This window comes from Streptomyces sp. NPDC031100 (assembly GCF_055570785.1).
Genome location: NZ_JBVIGN010000004.1, coordinates 766,980 through 785,898, shown reverse-complemented (window position 1 = coordinate 785,898; position 18,919 = coordinate 766,980). Strand labels below are relative to the sequence as shown.

Annotated in this window: 12 protein-coding genes and 2 pseudogenes; 3 read left to right on the top strand and 11 right to left on the bottom strand. The window is 70.4% G+C overall.

Translation table 11 applies throughout. From position 1 onward, the window contains the following. Positions 1–15: 15 nt before the first annotated feature. A pseudogene (locus ACZ5DS_RS15500) lies at positions 16–1,191 on the top strand (glycoside hydrolase family 3 C-terminal domain-containing protein); the annotation flags it as partial. Between the two features lie 116 nt (positions 1,192–1,307). On the opposite strand, the gene ACZ5DS_RS15495 reads toward ACZ5DS_RS15500, so the two are convergent. The 5 genes from ACZ5DS_RS15495 to ACZ5DS_RS15475 form a co-directional block, all read right to left on the bottom strand. Then, on the bottom strand, positions 1,308–2,681 hold the full coding sequence (locus ACZ5DS_RS15495) for a S53 family peptidase (protein ID WP_468238017.1): 1,374 nt from the start codon (positions 2,679–2,681) through the stop codon (positions 1,308–1,310). Between the two features lie 261 nt (positions 2,682–2,942). Further along, positions 2,943–3,203, bottom strand: a complete 261-nt coding sequence (locus ACZ5DS_RS15490; RefSeq protein ID WP_468238015.1) for a hypothetical protein — start codon at positions 3,201–3,203, stop codon at positions 2,943–2,945. Positions 3,204–3,425: 222 nt separating this feature from the next. Continuing rightward, positions 3,426–4,871 (bottom strand): aldehyde dehydrogenase family protein, encoded by a 1,446-nt coding sequence (locus ACZ5DS_RS15485; protein ID WP_468238013.1) that lies wholly within the window; start codon positions 4,869–4,871, stop codon positions 3,426–3,428. Positions 4,872–5,037: 166 nt separating this feature from the next. Then, positions 5,038–6,639 carry a PucR family transcriptional regulator gene (locus tag ACZ5DS_RS15480; protein ID WP_468238010.1) on the bottom strand — a complete coding sequence of 534 codons (1,602 nt, stop codon included), beginning with the start codon at positions 6,637–6,639 and terminating at the stop codon, positions 5,038–5,040. A gap of 100 nt (positions 6,640–6,739) precedes the next feature. Beyond that, the gene (locus tag ACZ5DS_RS15475) at positions 6,740–8,866 is read right to left on the bottom strand and encodes an ATP-binding protein (RefSeq protein ID WP_468238007.1); all 2,127 of its coding nucleotides are present in this window, start codon (positions 8,864–8,866) and stop codon (positions 6,740–6,742) included. 289 nt (positions 8,867–9,155) lie between these two features. Here ACZ5DS_RS15475 and gabT point away from each other — a divergent pair, with 289 nt between their 5' ends. Both gabT and ACZ5DS_RS15465 read left to right on the top strand, forming a co-directional pair. Continuing rightward, the gene (gene gabT / locus ACZ5DS_RS15470; protein WP_468238004.1) at positions 9,156–10,490 is read left to right on the top strand and encodes a 4-aminobutyrate--2-oxoglutarate transaminase; all 1,335 of its coding nucleotides are present in this window, start codon (positions 9,156–9,158) and stop codon (positions 10,488–10,490) included. Between the two features lie 386 nt (positions 10,491–10,876). Then, positions 10,877–11,545 (top strand): annotated as a pseudogene (locus ACZ5DS_RS15465) (phosphatase PAP2 family protein); the annotation flags it as partial. Here ACZ5DS_RS15465 and ACZ5DS_RS15460 read toward each other — a convergent pair. The 6 genes from ACZ5DS_RS15460 to ACZ5DS_RS15435 form a co-directional block, all read right to left on the bottom strand. Further along, positions 11,487–13,301, bottom strand: a complete 1,815-nt coding sequence (locus tag ACZ5DS_RS15460) for a chitinase (RefSeq protein WP_468238002.1) — start codon at positions 13,299–13,301, stop codon at positions 11,487–11,489. The pseudogene ACZ5DS_RS15465 and the gene ACZ5DS_RS15460 overlap by 59 nt on opposite strands. A 222-nt stretch (positions 13,302–13,523) precedes the next feature. After that, on the bottom strand, positions 13,524–14,363 hold the full coding sequence (locus ACZ5DS_RS15455) for a hypothetical protein (protein ID WP_468237999.1): 840 nt from the start codon (positions 14,361–14,363) through the stop codon (positions 13,524–13,526). 213 nt (positions 14,364–14,576) lie between these two features. Continuing rightward, positions 14,577–16,007, bottom strand: coding sequence for an NAD(P)/FAD-dependent oxidoreductase (locus ACZ5DS_RS15450; RefSeq protein ID WP_468237997.1), 1,431 nt, complete (start codon positions 16,005–16,007; stop codon positions 14,577–14,579). 22 nt (positions 16,008–16,029) lie between these two features. Continuing rightward, positions 16,030–16,830, bottom strand: a complete 801-nt coding sequence (locus ACZ5DS_RS15445; RefSeq protein ID WP_468237994.1) for an ABC transporter permease — start codon at positions 16,828–16,830, stop codon at positions 16,030–16,032. Continuing rightward, positions 16,831–17,760, bottom strand: a complete 930-nt coding sequence (locus ACZ5DS_RS15440; RefSeq protein ID WP_468237992.1) for an ABC transporter permease — start codon at positions 17,758–17,760, stop codon at positions 16,831–16,833. A 2-nt stretch (positions 17,761–17,762) separates the two neighbouring features. Next, positions 17,763–18,917: an ABC transporter ATP-binding protein gene (locus ACZ5DS_RS15435; protein WP_468237989.1), complete on the bottom strand. Its 1,155-nt coding sequence runs from the start codon at positions 18,915–18,917 to the stop codon at positions 17,763–17,765. Positions 18,918–18,919 lie beyond the last annotated feature (2 nt).

Here is an 18,919-nt window from a genome sequence, read left to right as displayed (position 1 = left end):
GCCCGATTCCCGGGCACCCTGCGCGCTCCCGACGGCCGCTACCTCTCCGTGGCCGAAGACGGCTACGTCCGCGCCTCCGCGGACCAGCCGGGCAGCTGGGTCGTCCAGGAGACCTTCCGCCTGGAACCCCACCACAGCGGTCACCTCCTGAAGCACCTCGGCACGGGTCGCCACGTCCGAGTCGCCGCCGACGGCGTGAAGGTTGCCGACACCGGCGACGTCTTCGAGGTGATCACGGTCGAACGCGGCGAGGAGGCCGTGGCCCGCGCGGCCGAGGAGGCGGACGTCGTCCTGGTGGTGGCGGGCAACGACCCGCACATCAACGGCCGCGAGACCGAGGACCGTACGACCCTGGCCCTCCCCGCCCACCAGCAGCGCCTCCTGCGCGCCGCCCGCGCGGCCAACCCGCACACGGCACTGGTCCTGGTGTCGGCGTACCCCTACGCGGTGGACGTGTCCCGGCTGCCGGCCGTCCTCTGGACCGCACACGGCGGCCAGGCGGCGGGCACGGCCCTGGCCCGGGTGCTGTCCGGCGACGTCTCCCCCGCGGGCCGCCTCCCGCAGACCTGGTACGAGTCCGACGCCGACCTGCCGGACCTGCTTGATTACGACGTCATAGGCAGCGCCGCGTGACGCTCAGCCCCGGCGAGCGCACCGGGCTGGCCTTCGAAGTCCCGCTGAGCGCCTTCGAGTTCTGGGACGTGGCACGCGGCGGGTGGCGCCTGGAGCAGGGCGCGTACGGCTTCCTGCTCGGCGCGTCCAGCGAGGACATCCGCCTCCGTACGACCCTCACCCTGGACGGCGAACCCCCAGCCCCCCCGGGCGGCGGCGCGACGAGGCCTCGACGCGGCGGACTTCGACGAGCAGTCGGGCATCGCGATCGTCGACCTCACGAAAACGGCGGGCGACGCGGTGACTCCGGCGGAGGGTGTCTCGGCCGAACTGGTCTACCGCTCCTGCGACTTCCGCGACGGCGTGAGCGAGGTGGCCGCTCAGCCGGCGGGCGAGGGCGTACTGGAGGTGTCCCTGGACGGCGGCCCTTCGCTCGCGGCCCTGTCGCTCGCCACACCCACCAGGGACCCGTACACCTACACCACCCTGGGCGCCGGAATCATCGCCGCGGGCGTGCACGACGTCCGTCTCAGGCTGCGCGGGCCCCTGCGGCTCGCGCACGTCGGCTTCTCCGGTTGAGGGTCCGGAGAAGCCCGACACCAGGAAGGGGCCCGGCACCGGAAGGCAGCGGTGACGGGCCCCTTCGGGGCAGGGGTGGCCGTCAGGGAGGAAACCCCTGCGGCGCCGGTGCCGTATCAGCCGTGGCGGCTCGCCCTGACGAGGGCGGGCACGAAGTGGAGGGCGTCCACGGTGCCCACGCCGGTGGCCATGTCGTAGCCCTTGACGGCCTTGTAGCCGGTGACACCTTCGTAGCTGTTGTCGGTGCCGTCGTTGACGTCGACGATGCCGGTGTTCCGCTGCTTCGAGAGCTTGTACAGCGCCTCGTTGATGTTGCCCAGCCGGTGGCCGGCCGCCTGGTCGGCGAGGGCGACGATGCCGGAGAAGAGCGGGCTGGCCTCGCTGGTGCCGCCGGTGACGTCCCAGCCGGTGGCGGTCGGGTCGTAGCTGGAGTAGATCCAGGCGCCGCCGTTGACCGCGGCGGCCATCGACACGTCCGGGGTGCCTCGGCGGGCGCCGACGATGTTCTTCACGCCGTTCTGGAAGGCCGGCCGGGAGAACACGTGGGACTGGCCGCCGCCACCCGCGCCGTAGTCGTTGTAGACGCTGTCCGGCTTGACGCGCCTGCCCTGGTCGTTCAGGTGGAGCTGGGTGCCGCCGATGGAGGTGACCAGCGGGTCCGAGGAGGGCCAGGAGTTGACGCGCTTGTCGTAGTAGTGCTTGCCGTCCGCCTTGAGGTCGGTGGCGCCGCCGTCGCCGGAGGATGCGAGGACGGTGACGTGCTTGCGGTTCGCGGCCTGGAAGGCGTAGCGCAGGTTCTTGATGCTGGAGAAGTCGCCCCTGCCGAAGCCGGGGAAGGTGTCCTCGGTGGCACCGAAGCTCTGGGTGATGACGTCGCCGACCCCGTGGTCGATCAGGTACTTCTCGGCGGACATCATCTCCGGGAGACCGGTGGTGCCCTCGGTCTCCGAGACCGCCGTCTCCACCAGGACGATCTTGGCGTCGGGTGCCACGGCGTGGGCCATCTCGACGTCCAGGGTGGTCTCGCCCGCCCAGCCGGTCATGTCGGAGTTCTTGGGGTCGAAGGCGGGGACGTGCCCCCACTTGACCACCTTGACCTTGGTGCTGGGCAGGCCGAACTGCCTGCTGTAGACGTCGAGGTCGTGCTGCACCGTCGGGGAGCCGAACGAGTCGACGATGACGATGGTGCGTCCCTTGCCCGTGATGCCCTGCCGGTACAGCGCGTTGAGGTTGTACGCGGTGCGGTACTGGAGCGGGTTGTAGCAGGCGATGTGCCACTTGGCCTGGCACTGCTCGCTGGAGAGCGGGCTGGCCACACCGTGGACCAGGGTGTGACCGACGACGGCCGGAACCGCCTTGGTGTGCGGTACGGCGGCGGACGCGGCGCTGGTGACGCCGGCCTGCGAGGTGGTCGCCAGTGCAGCGGCGACGAGGGCGGCGGTGGCGGCGGCGGAAGCCGCGACGCCACGCCCGGTGCGGGCTATGTGCATGAAGTCCCCTGAGTTGCCCCGAGACGTCCGAGTCGGACGCAGTGGTCGACTCGCATCCCATCGGGTGGGTCATGCACAGAACAAGCCAATTGAAGCGACGATGCCGAATCCTTTACCCGGCAATAGGAACGGCCGCACCAGAAAGGGGCCCGGCACCGGAAGGCAACGGTGCCGGGCCCCTTCGGGGCGGCGGGGGTGCGCCACCATCAGGCTACATGAAAATGGTTCCCATTAGCCAGTGGCGGCAGACAGGTACGGCCGCTAGCGGACCACGATGATCACGACGACTCCGTTGAAGAACCGGTGATCGAAGCGGTGGTCGAAGCGGTGGTCGAAGCGGAACCCATGGTGGTCGAAGCAGCGCCAGCCGTGGTCGCCCCAGCACCAGTCCGTGGTCACCCGGGTGTGTTCGGCAGGGGCTGCAGCTGCGGCTGTGCCTGCTGCGCCGATCGTGGCGCCGCCGGCCATCAGCAGGCCGGCCGCGGACGCCGCGACGAAGCGCCTCGCGCTTGGTGCTCGCATGATGGCACTCCTCCTTGCTCGTCCTTCCTCGTCTCGCGCGACTCCCAGCGGCACGAGAGGGAGGGCCGCAGCCGCACTGCGGCCTTACTCACAGTACGTCCGCTGCGCCCGTTTGGATTGGCCCGAAGGAGCTCGGATCGGCCCGGTGGAGCGCAAAGGGAAACGGCCGCAGCCCCCGCACAGTGGGCTGCGGCCGTTTCCGGCTGACCTGTCCGTGGCAGGTCAGAGCGCGAGGCCGGTCAGGACCAGCACGCGCTCGTATGTGTAGTCGTCCATCGCGAACTTGACGCCCTCACGGCCCACACCGGACTGCTTGGCACCGCCGTACGGCATCTGGTCGGCGCGGTAGGAGGGGACGTCCCCGATGACGACGCCGCCGACCTCGAGGGCGCGGTGGGCGCGGAAGGCGACCTGGAGGTCGCGGGTGAACACGCCCGCCTGGAGGCCGTACTTGGAGGAGTTGACGGCGGCGAAGGCCTCCGCCTCCCCGTCCACCTTCTGCACGGTGAGGACCGGTCCGAAGACCTCCTCGCAGGCGAGCGTCGTGTCGGCCGGTACGTCCGTGAGGACGGTCGGCGCGTAGGAGGCGCCGTCGCGGTCGCCACCCGTCAGGAGCGTGGCGCCGGCCTCGACGGCCTCCTTCACCCACGACTCGACGCGCTTGGCGGCGTCCTCGCTGACCAGCGGGCCGACGTCCGTCTTGGCGTCGGACGGGTCACCGGTGACCTGGGCCTCGACGGCGGCGACGATGCGCGGCAGCAGGCGGTCGTAGACGGAGGCGTCCACGATCACGCGCTGCACGGAGATGCAGGACTGGCCGCCCTGGTAGTTGGAGAAGGTCGCGATGCGGGTCGCGGCCCAGTCGAGGTCGGCGTCGGAGGCGTAGTCACCGAGCACGACCGCGGCACCGTTGCCGCCCAGCTCCAGGGTGCAGTGCTTGCGCGGCACCGAGTCCATGATCGCGTAGCCGACCTTCTCGGAACCGGTGAAGGAGATGACCGGCAGGCGCTCGTCCTGGACCAGGGCGGGCATCTTGTCGTTGGCGACCGGGAGGATCGACCAGGAGCCGGCCGGCAGGTCGGTCTCGGCGAGCAGGTCGCCGATGATCAGGCCGGAGAGCGGGGTGGCGGGCGCCGGCTTCAGGATGATCGGGGCGCCGGCCGCGATCGCCGGGGCGACCTTGTGGGCGCACAGGTTCAGCGGGAAGTTGAACGGCGCGATACCGAGGACGACACCCTTCGGGAAGCGGCGGGTGAGGGCGAGACGGCCCTGGCCGCCGAGGTCGGTGTCGAGGCGCTGGGCCTCGCCGCCGTTGAAGCGGCGGGCTTCCTCGGCCGCGAACCGGAACACGGACACGGCACGGCCGACCTCGCCGCGGGCCCACTTGATCGGCTTGCCGTTCTCGGCGGAGATCAGCTGGGCGATCTCCTCGGTGCGCTCGACCAGGCGCTTGCTGACGTGGTCGAGGGCGGCGGCGCGTACGTGCGCCGGGGTGGCGGCGAACTCGTCCCGCACGGCGTACGCGGCGGCCACGGCCTCCTCGACCTGGGCATCCGTCGGCACGCTGGCCTTGCCGACGAGACGGCCGTCCCACGGCGAGGTGACGTCGAAGGTGTCCTCGCCGGTGACCTGGCGGCCGGCGAGCCAGAAGGCGTGGGTGGAAGTCATGTGCGAGTCCCGGCCTTTCCGCGTTTGGGAGTGTGCGTGTTCTTTCGTGGTCCACGGTAGGGCGGAGGCGAGCGGGGGTCGCTTGTCCGAGTCGTAGTGGTGGGGGTGGGCGTTGCTCCGGTTTGGCGTGGTGGGTGTCCTCCAAGGGCCACCTCAGCCCGCCGAGCTACTCCGGTGACGTCGCCTTCAAAGCGAGCCACAGCTCCATCCGGACGTCAGGGTCATCGAGGCTGCGCCCCAGAATCTCCTCCACCCTCCGCATCCGGTACCGCAACGTATGCCGATGCACCCCGAGATCCGCCGCGGCCGCGTCCCACTGCCCGTGCCGGGAGAGCCACGCCCGCAGCGAGGCGACCAGGTCACCCCGCCCCGTCGCATCGTGCTCGTGCAGCGCCCGCAGCAACCCGTCGGCAAACGCCTTCACCGCATCGTCGGCCAGCAACGGCAGCACGGACCCCGCCGCCAGCTGCTCGTGCTCCACCAGCACCCGCCCCCGCCGCCGCGCCACCGACAACGCCTGCTCGGCCTGCTTGTAGGCCGCGGCCGCGGCGATCGGGCCGACCGGGGCCGACAGCCCGACGACCAGTTCGTCCTCGTCCCCGGCCGTCTGCTCGGGCACGGCACGCCCCGCCTCCCGCTCCGCCGCGTACTGGACGCACGCGGCCACCGCCGCACCCCCGTCCGCGGCCAGCACCACCAGCCGCTCCCCCTCGGGCACGACCAGTACGGCCTCCCCGGCACGGGCGGCCGCCGACTCCACGGCCTCCGCGACCCCGCCCAGCGCGTCGCCGTCCGCCCCCGTGACCGCCCGCGCGGCCGAGCCGGACGCCGACTCGGCGACGATCACCCGGAAGGGCGCGTCGAGCAGCCCGCCGTACAGGCCCCCGGCGACGGCCCGGGCGTGGTCCGGCTCCGCGGCCAGCAGCATGCGCAGCACGGCCGCGCCGACCCGCTGCTCCGCCGCGTGCAGCGAACGGGAGCGTTCGGTGGTGAGGGTGAGCAGGGCGATCGCGGAGTGGACGGCGTACCGCTCGGCGGTGCCGAGGGCGGCGGCCGTACCGACGGCGAGGGCGGCGCGCGGGCGGCGGCCCGTGCCCAGGGAGTGCAGCTCCACCCGGTCCTCGTTGTCCGGTCCGCCGACGACCGAGGAGGCGGGTGCGGGTCGCTCCCGCAGCCGTTCGACCTCCGCGGTGAGCCGGGCGGCCCGGCGGCCGGCCCACTCGGGTGCGGTGGCGACGACGGCGCCCGAGGCGTCGTACAGCGCCGTCCACCCGTCGACCTGTGCGGCGAGCGCGGCGAGCAGCCCCTCGGGGCCGGCGCTCAGGGCCTGCTTGGTCAGCTCGCGCTGAGCGGCGAAGCCCGCCGTCACGGCCCGGTACTGGTCGGCGGCGATCGCCGCGGAGACGGCCTTGCTGATGGCGATGAACGGGGTGCGGCGGGGCACCTCCAGCAGCGGCAGCCCCTCCTCCTCGGCGGCGTCGACGAGGGCCTTCGGGATCTCCTCGTAGTTGACCCCGACGGCGAAGCCGAGCCCGACGACACCCGCCCCGACCAGCCGCTTCACATACCGCCGCATGGCCTCCGGATCCTCCGCGTCCAGCTTGAGCGCTGTGATCAGCAGCAGCTCGCCGCCCTCCATGTAGGGCACGGGGTCGGCCAGCTCGCTCACGTGCGCCCAGCGGACGGGCACATCGAGACGGTCCTCGCCCGCGCGCACGGTCAGCTTGAGCGCGGAATGGTGGACGAGCGAGGCGAGTGTCGGGGGCATGAGGCCTTCAGATCGAAGAGAACCAGGTGATCCATTGGCCGCTACGTATGAACAGCCTATGCCGATTCTGCCTCACCGTACGGTCCCGGGGTCCCTCTGCTCAGCCCCGCAGATCCACCAGCAACGGCGGAGCGTGCTCCCCCTGCACGGTGGTCAGCGACAGCACCGCATGCCCCGGCGGCACCCCGTGCGCCAGCTCGGAGGCCGACCAGCGCTCGCGCTCGACCTGGCGGACGGTGACGGCCCGGGCGGTGGGCGCCTGGCCGGTGATGACCCGGCGCAGCATGTGCACGGCCTTGCCCGCCGGGGTCTCTGCGATGATCTGCCGGTCGGTGACGTCCCGGGTCTCCGTCCACTCCTTGCCCCACACCTCGGCGAAGTCCTGCCCGTCCCAGGGGGTGAGCCCGGACAGTGCCATCCGGCAGCCGGTGGCGCCGAGCAGCGGTCCGCGCAGCGGCCGGGGTACGTCGTCCAGGGTGCGCAGCGTCAGCACGGTGCCCGCGTGGGCGGACCGCAGCCGCTGGATGCCGCGCACGGCCTCCGGGGTGATCACTCCGGAGGCGTCGTCCAGCAGCAGGCAGGCGAACAGGGACCGGTCCTCCCGTACGGTCACGCCGGCCGTGAACTGGGCGAGGACCAGCCGGGCGAGGATCCGGGAGGCGTCGGCGTGCCCGCGCTGGGGCAGGTCGATGCGGACGCGGACCGGGTGGTCGAGGGCCCTGAGCGAGAACGGCCGGGACTGCCCGGAGGTGTCGAAGAAGGCGGCGAAGGCGGGCCGGTCGAGCAGCGCGATCCGGTCGGCGAGCACCGCGCCGACATCGCCCGGATGCGCCATCTGCCGTTCCCGCGCGTCCAGTTCCCTGAGCAGCGACTCCTGACCGGTGTCGGTGAGCGCCTTGCGGAGCGCGGCCAGCGGGCCGGGCGCGCCGTCGAGCAGCTGCCGCAGCTCGGGCACGGAGGGGAAGCGGCCGTGGACGGCACGGAAGGGGCCGAGCAGCTGGGCGAGGACGGTGGTGGAGCGGCGGCTGTCCCCGCCGGGGTGCGGGTCGGCGAGGTCGCCGACGAGGGCCTCGGCGAGTATGGCGGCGCCCTCGTCCGGGTCGGTGGTACCGCCGTACAGGTCGAGGTCGTAGGCGGATTCGGGGTGCCCGATCCGTACGACGACGTCGTACGACTCGGCCGGGCCGAGCCCCGTGCCCGCCGCGCCGACGACCACGACGGTGGCGCGTCCGGCGAGGGCGTGCAGGCCGAGCGACTCGGCGAGCGGCCGGATGACCGCTCCGGTCTTGCCGGAGCCGGCCGGGCCGACGGCGAGCAGCGAGGTGCCGAGCAGGTCGGGGCCGAGGGCGAGTCCGGCGTCGCGGTAGTGGTACGGGTTGCGCGGGTCGTCGGCCGTGGTGCCGAGCCGGACCTGCCCGGTGAGCAGGTCGTGCCGGGCGTGCCGGGCGGGCAGGTCGCGCTCGCCGGAGGGGTGCAGGCAGGCGGCCGAGCCGTCCTTCAGTACGGCGCCGGTGAAGGAGGCGAGGCTGTGCGTGCCGGACCGTACGCCCTGCCAGGCCTGGCTGATCCGGGCGTGGTCGACGTCCCGCATGAGCCCGGCCTTGGCCTCGGCGGCCAGCCGCTCGGCGGCCTCATGGGCGCCGGCCCGCCGCAGCTGGGGCCACTCGGCGGGATCCTGCTCGGGAGCGGGCGCCGGCTGGACGGCGGGCGCGGCGGGGCGCCAGGCGGGGGGGCCGTAGCGGCGCCAGACCTCGCCCCAGCGGCCGAGACGGCCGACGACGAGCATGATGACGAGGGCGATGAGCGTGTAGTACGAGTACCAGAGGACGGCGTTGCCGACGCGGTCGTTGCTCTGGCGCCAGGAGTCCGGGGTGAACAGCTCCAGGGGCAGCACCCACCAGCCACCGAGGTAGCCGTTCCACAGCAGGGACCACACCAGCCAGCCCACGAGGAACGCGATCAGCGCGCCGCTCAGCAGCTGGCGGGCCGGGATCCGCTCGGGCTCCTGCTCGGGCCGGGGCCGGTGCCCGAACCGCCACACGCCGGGGGCCGCCTCCGGCCGCGGCGCCCGCAGCCAGGCCAGGAACGCCGAGCCGTCCGGCCGCGGCGGAGCCCCGGGCGGCACCGGGGGCATGGGCGGCACGGCGGACCCCTCCCGTGGCTCCGCCGGGCGTGGCACAGGATTCGCATGCGTGCCGCGCGCGTCCCGCGTCCCGTCGCTGTCCATCGCCCTTGCCCCCTGACCAGCCGTTCCGTCCACCTTCAGCGAGCCAATCTAACGCCCCGACAAAGGGAGTTCACCGTTTACGCGGCCGTGGGAACGCCCCGAGCGGGCGCACCCCTCCCCTACTGCTATGTCCACCACGGACAACGAATCTTCCCGACAACGCCCACATGGAGCATGCCCACCCCCCATTTCCGGCCCTAGCCTGCGAAGAAAGAGACAAGCGTCAGAAAAACGCACCGTCCGGTACCGCCCGGGAACACCCGGTACGCAAGATCATCAGGGAGCCCTCATGACCGCACTTCCGCAGGAGCGCCGCGTCGTCACCGCCATCCCCGGCCCGAAGTCGCAGGAACTGCAGGCCCGCCGCGTCGCCGCGGTCGCGCAGGGCGTGGGCTCGGTGCTGCCCGTGTTCACGACGCGCGTGGACGGCGGCATCATCGAGGACGTCGACGGCAACCGCCTGATCGACTTCGGTTCCGGCATCGCCGTGACGTCGGTCGGCGGCTCCGCCGAGGCCGTCGTACGCCGCGCGAGCGCCCAGCTGGCCGATTTCACCCACACCTGTTTCATGGTCACCCCGTACGAGGGCTACGTGGCCGTCGCCGAGGCGCTGGCCGAGCTCACGCCGGGTGACCACGCCAAGAAGTCCGCGCTGTTCAACTCGGGCGCCGAGGCCGTCGAGAACGCCGTCAAGATCGCCCGCGCGTACACCAAGCGCCAGGCCGTCGTCGTCTTCGACCACGGCTACCACGGCCGCACCAACCTGACGATGGCGCTGACGGCGAAGAACATGCCGTACAAGCACGGCTTCGGCCCGTTCGCGCCCGAGGTCTACCGCGTCCCCGTCGCGTACGGCTACCGCTGGCTGACCGGCCCGGAGAACTGCGGCCCGGAGGCCGCGAAGCAGGCCATCGACCAGATCACCAAGCAGATCGGCGCCGAGAACGTGGCCGCGATCATCATCGAGCCGGTGCTCGGTGAGGGCGGCTTCATCGAGCCGGCCAAGGGCTTCCTGCCCGCGATCAGCCAGTTCGCCAAGGACAACGGCATCGTCTTCGTCGCGGACGAGATCCAGTCCGGCTTCTGCCGCACCGGTCAGTGGTTCGCCTGCGAGGACGAGGGCATCGTCCCGGACCTGATCACCACCGCCAAGGGCATCGCGGGCGGTCTGCCGCTCGCCGCCGTGACCGGCCGCGCCGAGATCATGGACGCCGCGCACGCGGGCGGCCTGGGCGGCACCTACGGCGGCAACCCGGTCGCCTGCGCCGGTGCGCTCGGCGCCATCGAGACGATGAAGGAGCTGGACCTCAACGCCAAGGCGAAGAACATCGAGGCGATCATGAAGGCGCGCCTCACCGCCATGGCCGAGAAGTTCGACATCATCGGTGAGGTCCGCGGCCGTGGCGCCATGATCGCCATCGAGCTGGTCAAGGACCGCGCCACCAAGGAGCCGAACCCGGAGGCGGCCGGTGCGCTCGCCAAGGCCTGCCACCAGGAGGGCCTGCTGGTCCTGACCTGTGGCACCTACGGCAACGTGCTGCGCTTCCTGCCCCCGCTGGTGATCGGCGAGGACCTCCTGAACGAGGGCCTCGACATCATCGAGCAGTCCTTCGCGCGCATCTGAGCGGCTGGTTCGCACCTCTGACGGGGTCCCTACGGCAGGCCGTGTGAAGAAGGTGTGCGAGGTGGATGGCGGGACGGGATTCCGTCTGCCCAAGCGCCTCGGGCTGCCGTAGGTTCTACCCAGATGAGAGATACACCCCGCCCACAGGGGACTGTGGGCGATCTCAGGCCGGGGCCTCCCCAGCTTCGACCTGGTCGTGCCCTCGCGCACACAACCGGGGCCTGACGGCTCCGGGATCTCCTCACCGATCGGACGGTCGCCGCCCCAAACCCCCCGGGGCGCGCGACGTTCCGATCCGGACGGCCGCCTCGGAACCACCCCCCCTGTTCCGGGGCGGCCGACCTCCTTCCCTTCCTCCCCCAGCCGGGTCTGAGAAGCTGGGCCGCGTGTCGACGTCACCGCATCCGCGCCCGCACCACGCGCTCCTGGCCCTCCCCGCGACGCTCCTCCTCACCGTGATCACCTGGCAGGTCGTCACCCACGGGCCGCTTCTCGGGCTGGACGCACGGCTGAGCCGGACGCTCGTCGACCCGGACCGGTTCTCCGAACTCCTCTCCGACCTCGGCAACGTCCAGATCGCCGTGCCGGTGCTCGCGCTCGCCCTGCTGTACTCCGCCTGGCGCGGCCGGACCTGCGGCCACGACCGGTGGTGGCTTCCGCCCGCCGCGGCGGCCGTGCTGATGGCGCTGGTCCCGGCGTTCGTCGTCCCCCTGAAGGACTGGACCGCCCGGCCGGGGACCCCCGTGATGCCCCCCGGGACCGGCTACTTCCCTTCCGGCCATACGGCCACGGCGGCGATCGCATACGGTTCCGCGACCCTGCTCCTCCTCCCCTGGCTCCGCTCCCCCACCGCCCGCCGCGCCCTCGCCGGCGCCTGCACAGCGCTCGTGCTCGCCGTCTCCTACGGCCTGGTCCGCCGGGGCTGGCACTGGCCGCTGGACGTGGTGGCCAGCTGGTGCCTGTGCACGGTGCTGCTGACCACCCTGTCCCTGACGTTCAGCCGAAGTACGCGTCGAAGTTCTTCTGGAACTCCCAGTTCGAGTAGCGGTCCCAGTTCACCGACCACGTCATCAGGCCCCGCAGGGCAGGCCACGTGCCATGGGTCGGATACGAGCCGCAGTTCGTCTTCTTCGTCAGACAGTCCAGGGTCTTGGTGACCTCGGACGGGGCCACGTACCCGTTGCCCGCGTTCGTCGACGCCGGCATGCCGATGGCGACCTGGTCGGGGCGCAGCGGCGGGAAGACGTTGTTCGCGTCACCCGCGACCGGGAAGCCGGTGAGCAGCATGTCGGTCATGGCGATGTGGAAGTCGGCGCCGCCCATGGAGTGGTACTGGTTGTCCAGGCCCATGATCGGGCCCGAGTTGTAGTCCTGGACGTGGAGCAGGGTCAGGTCGTCGCGCAGGGCGTAGATGACCGGGAGATACGCTCCGCAGCGCGGGTCCTGGCCGCCCCACTTGCCGGTGCCGTAGTACTGGTGGCCCATCTGGACGAAGAAGGTCTCCGGCGCCGTGCTCAGCACGAACTTCGAGCCGTACGTGGCCTTCAGGGTCTTCAGGGCCGAGATGAGATTGACGATCACGGGCGTGGTGGGGTTCTTGAAGTCCGTGTCGTTCGCGTTCAGGGACAGCGAGTGGCCCTCGAAGTCGATGTCCACGCCGTCGAGGCCGTAGGTGTCGATGATGGCCGAGACCGAGGAGACGAAGGTGTCGCGGGCCGCCGTGGTGGTCAGCTGGACCTGGCCGTTCTGGCCGCCGATCGAGATCAGCACCTTCTTCCCGGCCGCCTGCTTGGCCTTGATCGCCGCCTTGAAGTCGGCGTCGCTCTCGACGTTCGGGCACTCCGTGACCGGGCAGCGGTTGAACCGGATGTCACCGGAGGTGGCCGAGGTGGGCTCGCCGAAGGCGAGGTCGACGACGTCCCAGCTGTCGGGTACATCGGCCAGGCGGGTGTAGCCCGAGCCGTTGGCGAAGGTGGTGTGCAGGTAGCCGACCAGGGCGTGGACGGGCAGTCCTGGCGTGCCACCGCCGGTGCCCGCCGTGGTCGTCGCGGTCACCGCGGCCGACTTGGCGGACTCGCCGGCGTCGTTGCTCGCGGTGACCTGGAAGCTGTACGCCGTCGACGGCGCAAGTCCGGTGACGGTGGCCGAAGTACCGCTCGCCGTCTGGACCTTGACCCCGTCGCGGTAGACCGCGTAACTCGTGGCGCCGGTCACCGCCGACCAGGACAGGGTGACGGAGGAGGAGGTGATCGTGCCGGTCCTGAGTCCGGTGGGCGTCGCGGGCGGCCGGCCGGTGCTCGCGCCCGGGCCGACCAGGGAGATGTCGTCGGCGTAGTAGGCGCCGGTGCCGTACCAGCCGTGCGTGTAGATGGTGACCTTCGTCGTCGCTGCGCCGGTGGTGAAGGTGGTGGTCAGCTTCTGCCAGTCGGGGGCGGACTGGGTCCAGGTGGAGACGTCGGTGGTGCCGGCGCCGTTCGCTCCGAGGTAGACGTAGGAACCGCGGACGTAACCGGACAGCGTGTACTGGGAGTTCGGCTGGACGGTCACCGTCTGGGCGCACTGGGCGTCGTCGCTGCCGGCCGGGGTGGCCTGCAGCGCGGAACTCCCGCTGTACACAGGCGAGTTGACCGCCGTACCGGCCGTGCAGGTCCAGCCGTCGAGGCCGGATTCGAAGCCGCCGTTCCGGGCGAGGTCCGCGTCGGCCGCACGGGCGGCCGACGAGAGCGCGGTGATGCCGGGTACGGCCAGCAGCGCGGCCGTGAGCAGGGCGAGGACGGATCTGGGGCGTCTGGCGCGTCGGACGCGGTCCACAAGAGCCTCCGGTGACAGGGGAGTTGGAGGGGTGGAGCGCACTCAACTTGGTCCAGACCAATCGTGTTGTCAAGGTGTCCGGGCGCTAAATCGAGCACCAGAAGGCCTCCCTCTCTCTCGTGGACGCGGTCGCGTCACGAGGGAGAGGGAGGCCTTGCGGACCGCATTACGCGGGTCCCGGATCCTCTATGGAGCGAGCTGGGTCATACCCACCAGGAAGGATCACCCATCGCCCGGGGCAGTGTCACCGGCACCGGTGTCCTGCTGCGGCTGATCGCCTTGCTGGGGCTGATCCTGCGGCTGCTCCTGCTGCGCCGGGTCCTGCGGCGGTTCCTGCTGCTGCGGGTCGGGCTGGGCCGGGTCCTGCTGAGTGGTGTCGGTCTTGTCCGTGTCCGTCTTGTCCGGGTCGGTCTTGTCGGTGTCGCTCTTGTCGGTGTCGCCCTTCCCCGGGTCGGTCTTGTCCGTGTCCGCCTTACCGGGGTCCGTCTTCCCGCTGTCGCTCTTCCCCGGATCCGTCTTGTCGGCGTCCGTCTTGTCGCCGTCCGTCTTGTCGCCGTCCGTCTTCCCGGGATCGGCCTTCTCGGAGTCCTTCTTCTCGGAGTCCTTCTTCTCGGAGTCCTTCTTCTCCCAGTCCGACTTGCTGGGCTCCTTCTTCCAGTGGTCCTTGTCGTGCACGTCCCAGTGGTGGTCGTGGTGGTGGTGCCAGAAGTAGTGGAAGTTGTCGTAGGAGTCCCAGAAGTAGTACCGGACGTAATTCACCACCACGTAGTAGCAGTGGTTGTAGTCGTCCCAGTAGTACTTGTGGTTCTCGATCCAGCAGGAGAACTTCTTGTGCTTCTTCCAGTGGGACTTGTGGTGCTTGTCCCAGCAGTAGATCTTGTGCTTGCCGTGCTCCTGGACGCCCGTGCTCACCGTCGGCGCCTGCGGCATCGGCGCTGCCGTGGCGGTCGCGGCCGGCAGGACGGCGCCTCCGGCGACGGCCGCGGCCGAGGTGATCGCCGCCGCGAGGCCGACGCGGCGCTTGGAACGGAATTCGTCGTTCGTGCGGATGGTGCGAGCCATGATCCTCTCCTGCTCCTAATGAAAGGGATCCACCTGAAGGGGACCCACGCTTTCTCGGGGCGCACTTCCAGTAGGCAGGAATCGCCCGGCAGGGTCATGCTCCGAAGATTCGGGACTTGACTGCGGAGAAAATCAGGCGTAAAAGGCGCGGCAGCACAAAGGCCCAGGTCTGTGACCTGGGCCTTCGCTGAGAAAGGGCTCGTGAGACTGGGGTCAGCTGTCGAAGCCCAGCCCCAGTCGGTCCATCGCCCGCAGCCACAGATTGCGCCGGCCGCCGTGCGCGTCCGCACGGGCCAGGGACCACTTCGTCAGGGCGATGCCGGTCCAGGCGAAGGGCTCCGGCGGGAACGGCAGCGGCTTCTTGCGCACCATCTCCAGCTCGGTCCGCTCGGTGCGCTCCCCGTCCAGCAGGTCCAGCATGACGTCGGCGCCGAACCGCGTGGCGCCCACGCCGAGCCCGGTGTAGCCGGCCGCGTACGCCACCTTCCCCTGGTGGGCCGTGCCGAAGAACGCGGAGAAGCGCGAGCAGGTGTCGATCGCGCCGCCCCAGGCGTGGGTGAAGCGGACGCCCTCCAGCTGCGGGAAGCAGGTGAAGAAGTGCCCGGCGAGCTTGGCGTACGTCTCCGGGCGGTCGTCGTACTCCGCGCGCACCCGGCCGCCGTAGTGGTGGATCGCGTCGTAGCCGCCCCACAGGATCCGGTTGTCGGCGGACAGCCGGAAGTAGTGGAACTGGTTCGCCGAGTCCCCGAGGCCCTGGCGGTTCTTCCAGCCGATGGACTCCATCTGGGCAGCGCTCAGCGGCTCGGTCATCAGCGCGTAGTCGTAGACCGGGACGGTGTAGGAGCGCACGCGCCGCAGCAAGCTCGGGAAGATGTTCGTCCCGAGCGCGACCGTGCGGGCGCGGACCGAGCCGTACGGGGTGCGTACGGCCATGCCGGCGCCGTACTGCTTCAGGGTCAGGGCGGGCGTGTGCTCGTACACGCGCACCCCGAGCCTGATGCACGCCTGCTTCAGGCCCCAGGCCAGCTTGGCCGGGTGCAGCATGGCCACGCCCCGGCGGTCCCAGAGCCCGGCCTCGAAGGTGGGCGAGGCGACCTGCTCGCGCACGGCGTCGGCGTCGAGGAACTCGATGCCGTCCGCGAGGCCCTTCTCCTCCAGCTCCCGGTGCCAGTCGCGCAGTTCCCAGGCCTGGTAGGTCTCGGTGGCGACGTCGATCTCGCCGGTGCGTTCGAAGTCGCAGTCGATCCCGTGCCGGGCGATCGCGGCCTCGATCTCGTCGAGGTTGCGCCGGCCCAGCTCCTCCAGCTTGTTGATCTCGTCCGGCCAGCGGGTGAGACCGTTGGGCAGGCCGTGGGTGAGGGAGGCGGCGCAGAAGCCGCCGTTGCGGCCGGAGGCGGCCCAGCCCACCTCGCGGCCTTCCAGCAGGACCACATCGCGCTGCGGGTCGCGCTCCTTGGCGCACAGCGCGGTCCACAGTCCGCTGTAGCCGCCTCCGATGACCAGCAGGTCGCAGGTGTCGGTGCCGGTGAGAGCGGGCTCGGCGTGGGGCTTGCCGGGGTCTTCCAGCCAGTACGGGACCGGCTGGGCTTCGGAAAGAGAGGCGATCCAGTTGTCTTTGCCACGACTCATGGCGCTTGGGGCCATGATTTCAACTCCCTACAGAGCTTTACGCCTTTTGACTGGTACGGCGGTTGGTGATCAGCATCGAGACCAGGACGAACAGTACGGCGACGAGGAACATGGCCGTACCGATGACATTGATCTGAACGGGCGTTCCGCGCTGCGCCGAACCCCACACGAACATGGGGAAGGTGACGGTCGAGCCCGCGTTGAAATTGGTGATGATGAAATCGTCGAAGGAGAGCGCGAAGGACAGCAGCGCGCCCGCCGCGATTCCGGGTGCCGCGATCGGCAGGGTGACCCGCAGGAAGGTCTGCACCGGGCCGGCGTACAGGTCCCGGGCGGCCTCCTCCAGACGCGGGTCCATCGACATCACGCGCGCCTTGACCGCGGTGACGACGAAGCTGAGGCAGAACATGATGTGCGCGATCAGGATCGTCATGAAGCCGAGCTGGGCACCCATGTTGAGGAACAGGGTGAGCAGCGAGGCCGCCATGACGACCTCGGGCATCGCCATCGGCAGGAAGATCAGCGAGTTGACGGCGCCGCGGGCGCGGAAGCGATAGCGGACCAGCGCGAAGGAGATCATCGTGCCGAGGATGGTGGCACCGACCGTGGCCCACACGGCGATCTGGAGGCTGATCGACAGCGAGCCGCACATGTCGGCGACGCCGCACGGGTCCTTCCAGGCGTCCGTGGAGAACTGCTGCCACTCGTAGTTGAAGCGTCCCTTCGGCTTGTTGAAGGAGAACACCGTCACGATGATGTTCGGCAGCAGCAGATAGGCGAGCGTCAAGAGACCCGCGATGACGACGAGATGGCGCTTGAGCCAGGTGACGAAGGGCATTTAGACCAGATCCTCCGTCCCGGAGCGGCGGATGTAGACCGTGACCATGAGCAGGATCGCGGCCATGAGGATGAAGGAAAGGGCGGCCGCCGTCGGATAGTCCAGAATCCGCAGGAACTGCGTCTGGATGACATTGCCGATCATGCGGGTGTCGGTCGAGCCGAGGAGTTCGGCGTTGACGTAGTCACCGGCCGCCGGGATGAACGTCAGCAGCGTGCCGGAGACCACGCCCGGCATCGACAGCGGGAAGGTCACCTTGCGGAAGGTGGTCCACGGCTTGGCGTACAGGTCGCCGGCCGCCTCGTGCAGCCGAGGGTCGATCCGCTCCAGCGAGGTGTAGAGCGGAAGGATCATGAACGGCAGGAAGTTGTACGTCAGGCCGCACACCACCGCGAGCGGGGTGGCGAGGACGCGGTCGCCGGCCGTCCAGCCGAGGAGGTTGGTGAGGTCCAGGATGTGCAGCGAGTTCAGGGCGTGCACGACCGGGCCGTTGTCCGCGAGGATCGTCTTCCAGGCCAGGGTCCGGATCAGGAAGCTGGTGAAGAACGGGGCGATCACCAGGATCATGATCAGGTTGCGCCAGCGGCCCGCGCGGAAGGCGATCAGATACGCCAGCGGGTAGCCGAGCAGCAGGCACAGGACGGTCGCCGCGGCCGCGTAGAACACGGACCGCAGGAACTGCGGCCAGTACTCGGCCAGCGCGTCCCAGTAGGTCACGAAGTGCCAGGTGACCTTGTAGCCCTCCTCCAGGGAGCCCGTCTGCACGGACGTGGAGGCCTGGTAGATCATCGGCAGCGCGAAGAAGATGATCAGCCACAGCATGCCGGGCAGCAGCAGCCAGTACGGCGTGAACCGGCCCCGCTTGCGCGCGGGCTTCTTCTCCGGTGCGGTGGGGGCGAGAGGCGGCGGCGCCTCGGTGAGCGTCGACATGTCTAAGCGGCCTCTTCCTCGACGGTCTCCACGCCGGCGTCGATGTCCTGGGCCGCGTCGAGGCCGAAGGTGTGGGCCCGGCTCCAGTGCAGGACGACGTCGGCACCGGGGACGAGCCGTCCGTCGCGCTCGACGTTCTGGACGTAGACCGCGAACTCGTCGCAGACCGGGGTGTCGATCACGTACTGCGTGGAGACGCCGATGAAGCTGGCGTCGGCGATCTTGCCGGTGATGCGGTTGCGGCCCTCGGGGATCTCGCCCGCGTCGTCCGCGTGGGTGAGGGAGATCTTCTCCGGGCGGATGCCGACCAGCACCTTGCCGCCGGTCGCCGTCCGGGCGGAACAGCGCGACTCGGGCAGCACCAGCTTGCCGCCGCCCGCCTTCAGCACGATGTCGTCACCGCTCTTGGAGTCGACCTCGGCCTCGATGAGGTTGGACGTGCCGAGGAAGTTCGCGACGAAGGTGGTCTGCGGGTTCTCGTACAGGTCGGCGGGCGAACCGAGCTGCTCGACGCGGCCCGCGTTCATCACGGCGACCGTGTCGGCCATGGTCATGGCCTCCTCCTGGTCGTGCGTGACGTGGATGAAGGTGATGCCGACCTCGGTCTGGATGCGCTTGAGCTCCAGCTGCATCTGGCGGCGCAGCTTGAGGTCGAGGGCGCCGAGCGGCTCGTCCAGCAGGAGCACCTTGGGGTGGTTGATCAGCGCACGGGCCACGGCGACACGCTGCTGCTGGCCGCCGGAGAGCTGGTGCGGCTTCTTGCGCGCCTGCTCGCCGAGCTGGACAAGCTCCAGCATCTCCTCGACCTGCTTCTTCACGCTCTTGATGCCGCGCCGGCGCAGGCCGAAGGCGACGTTCTCGAAGATGTCGAGGTGCGGGAAGAGGGCGTAGGACTGGAAGACCGTGTTGACCGGTCGTTTGTACGGCGGCAGGTGGGTGACCTCCTGGTCACCGAGGTACACGGTGCCACTCGTCGGCTCCTCCAGGCCCGCGATCATGCGCAGGGTGGTCGTCTTGCCGCAGCCGGAGGCGCCGAGCAGGGCGAAGAAGGAACCCTGCGGCACGGTCAGGTCCAGCGGGTGTACGGCGGTGAAGGAGCCGTAGGTCTTGCCGATACCGGTGAGGCGGACGTCGCCGCTGCTGTCTGTCGTCGTCATCT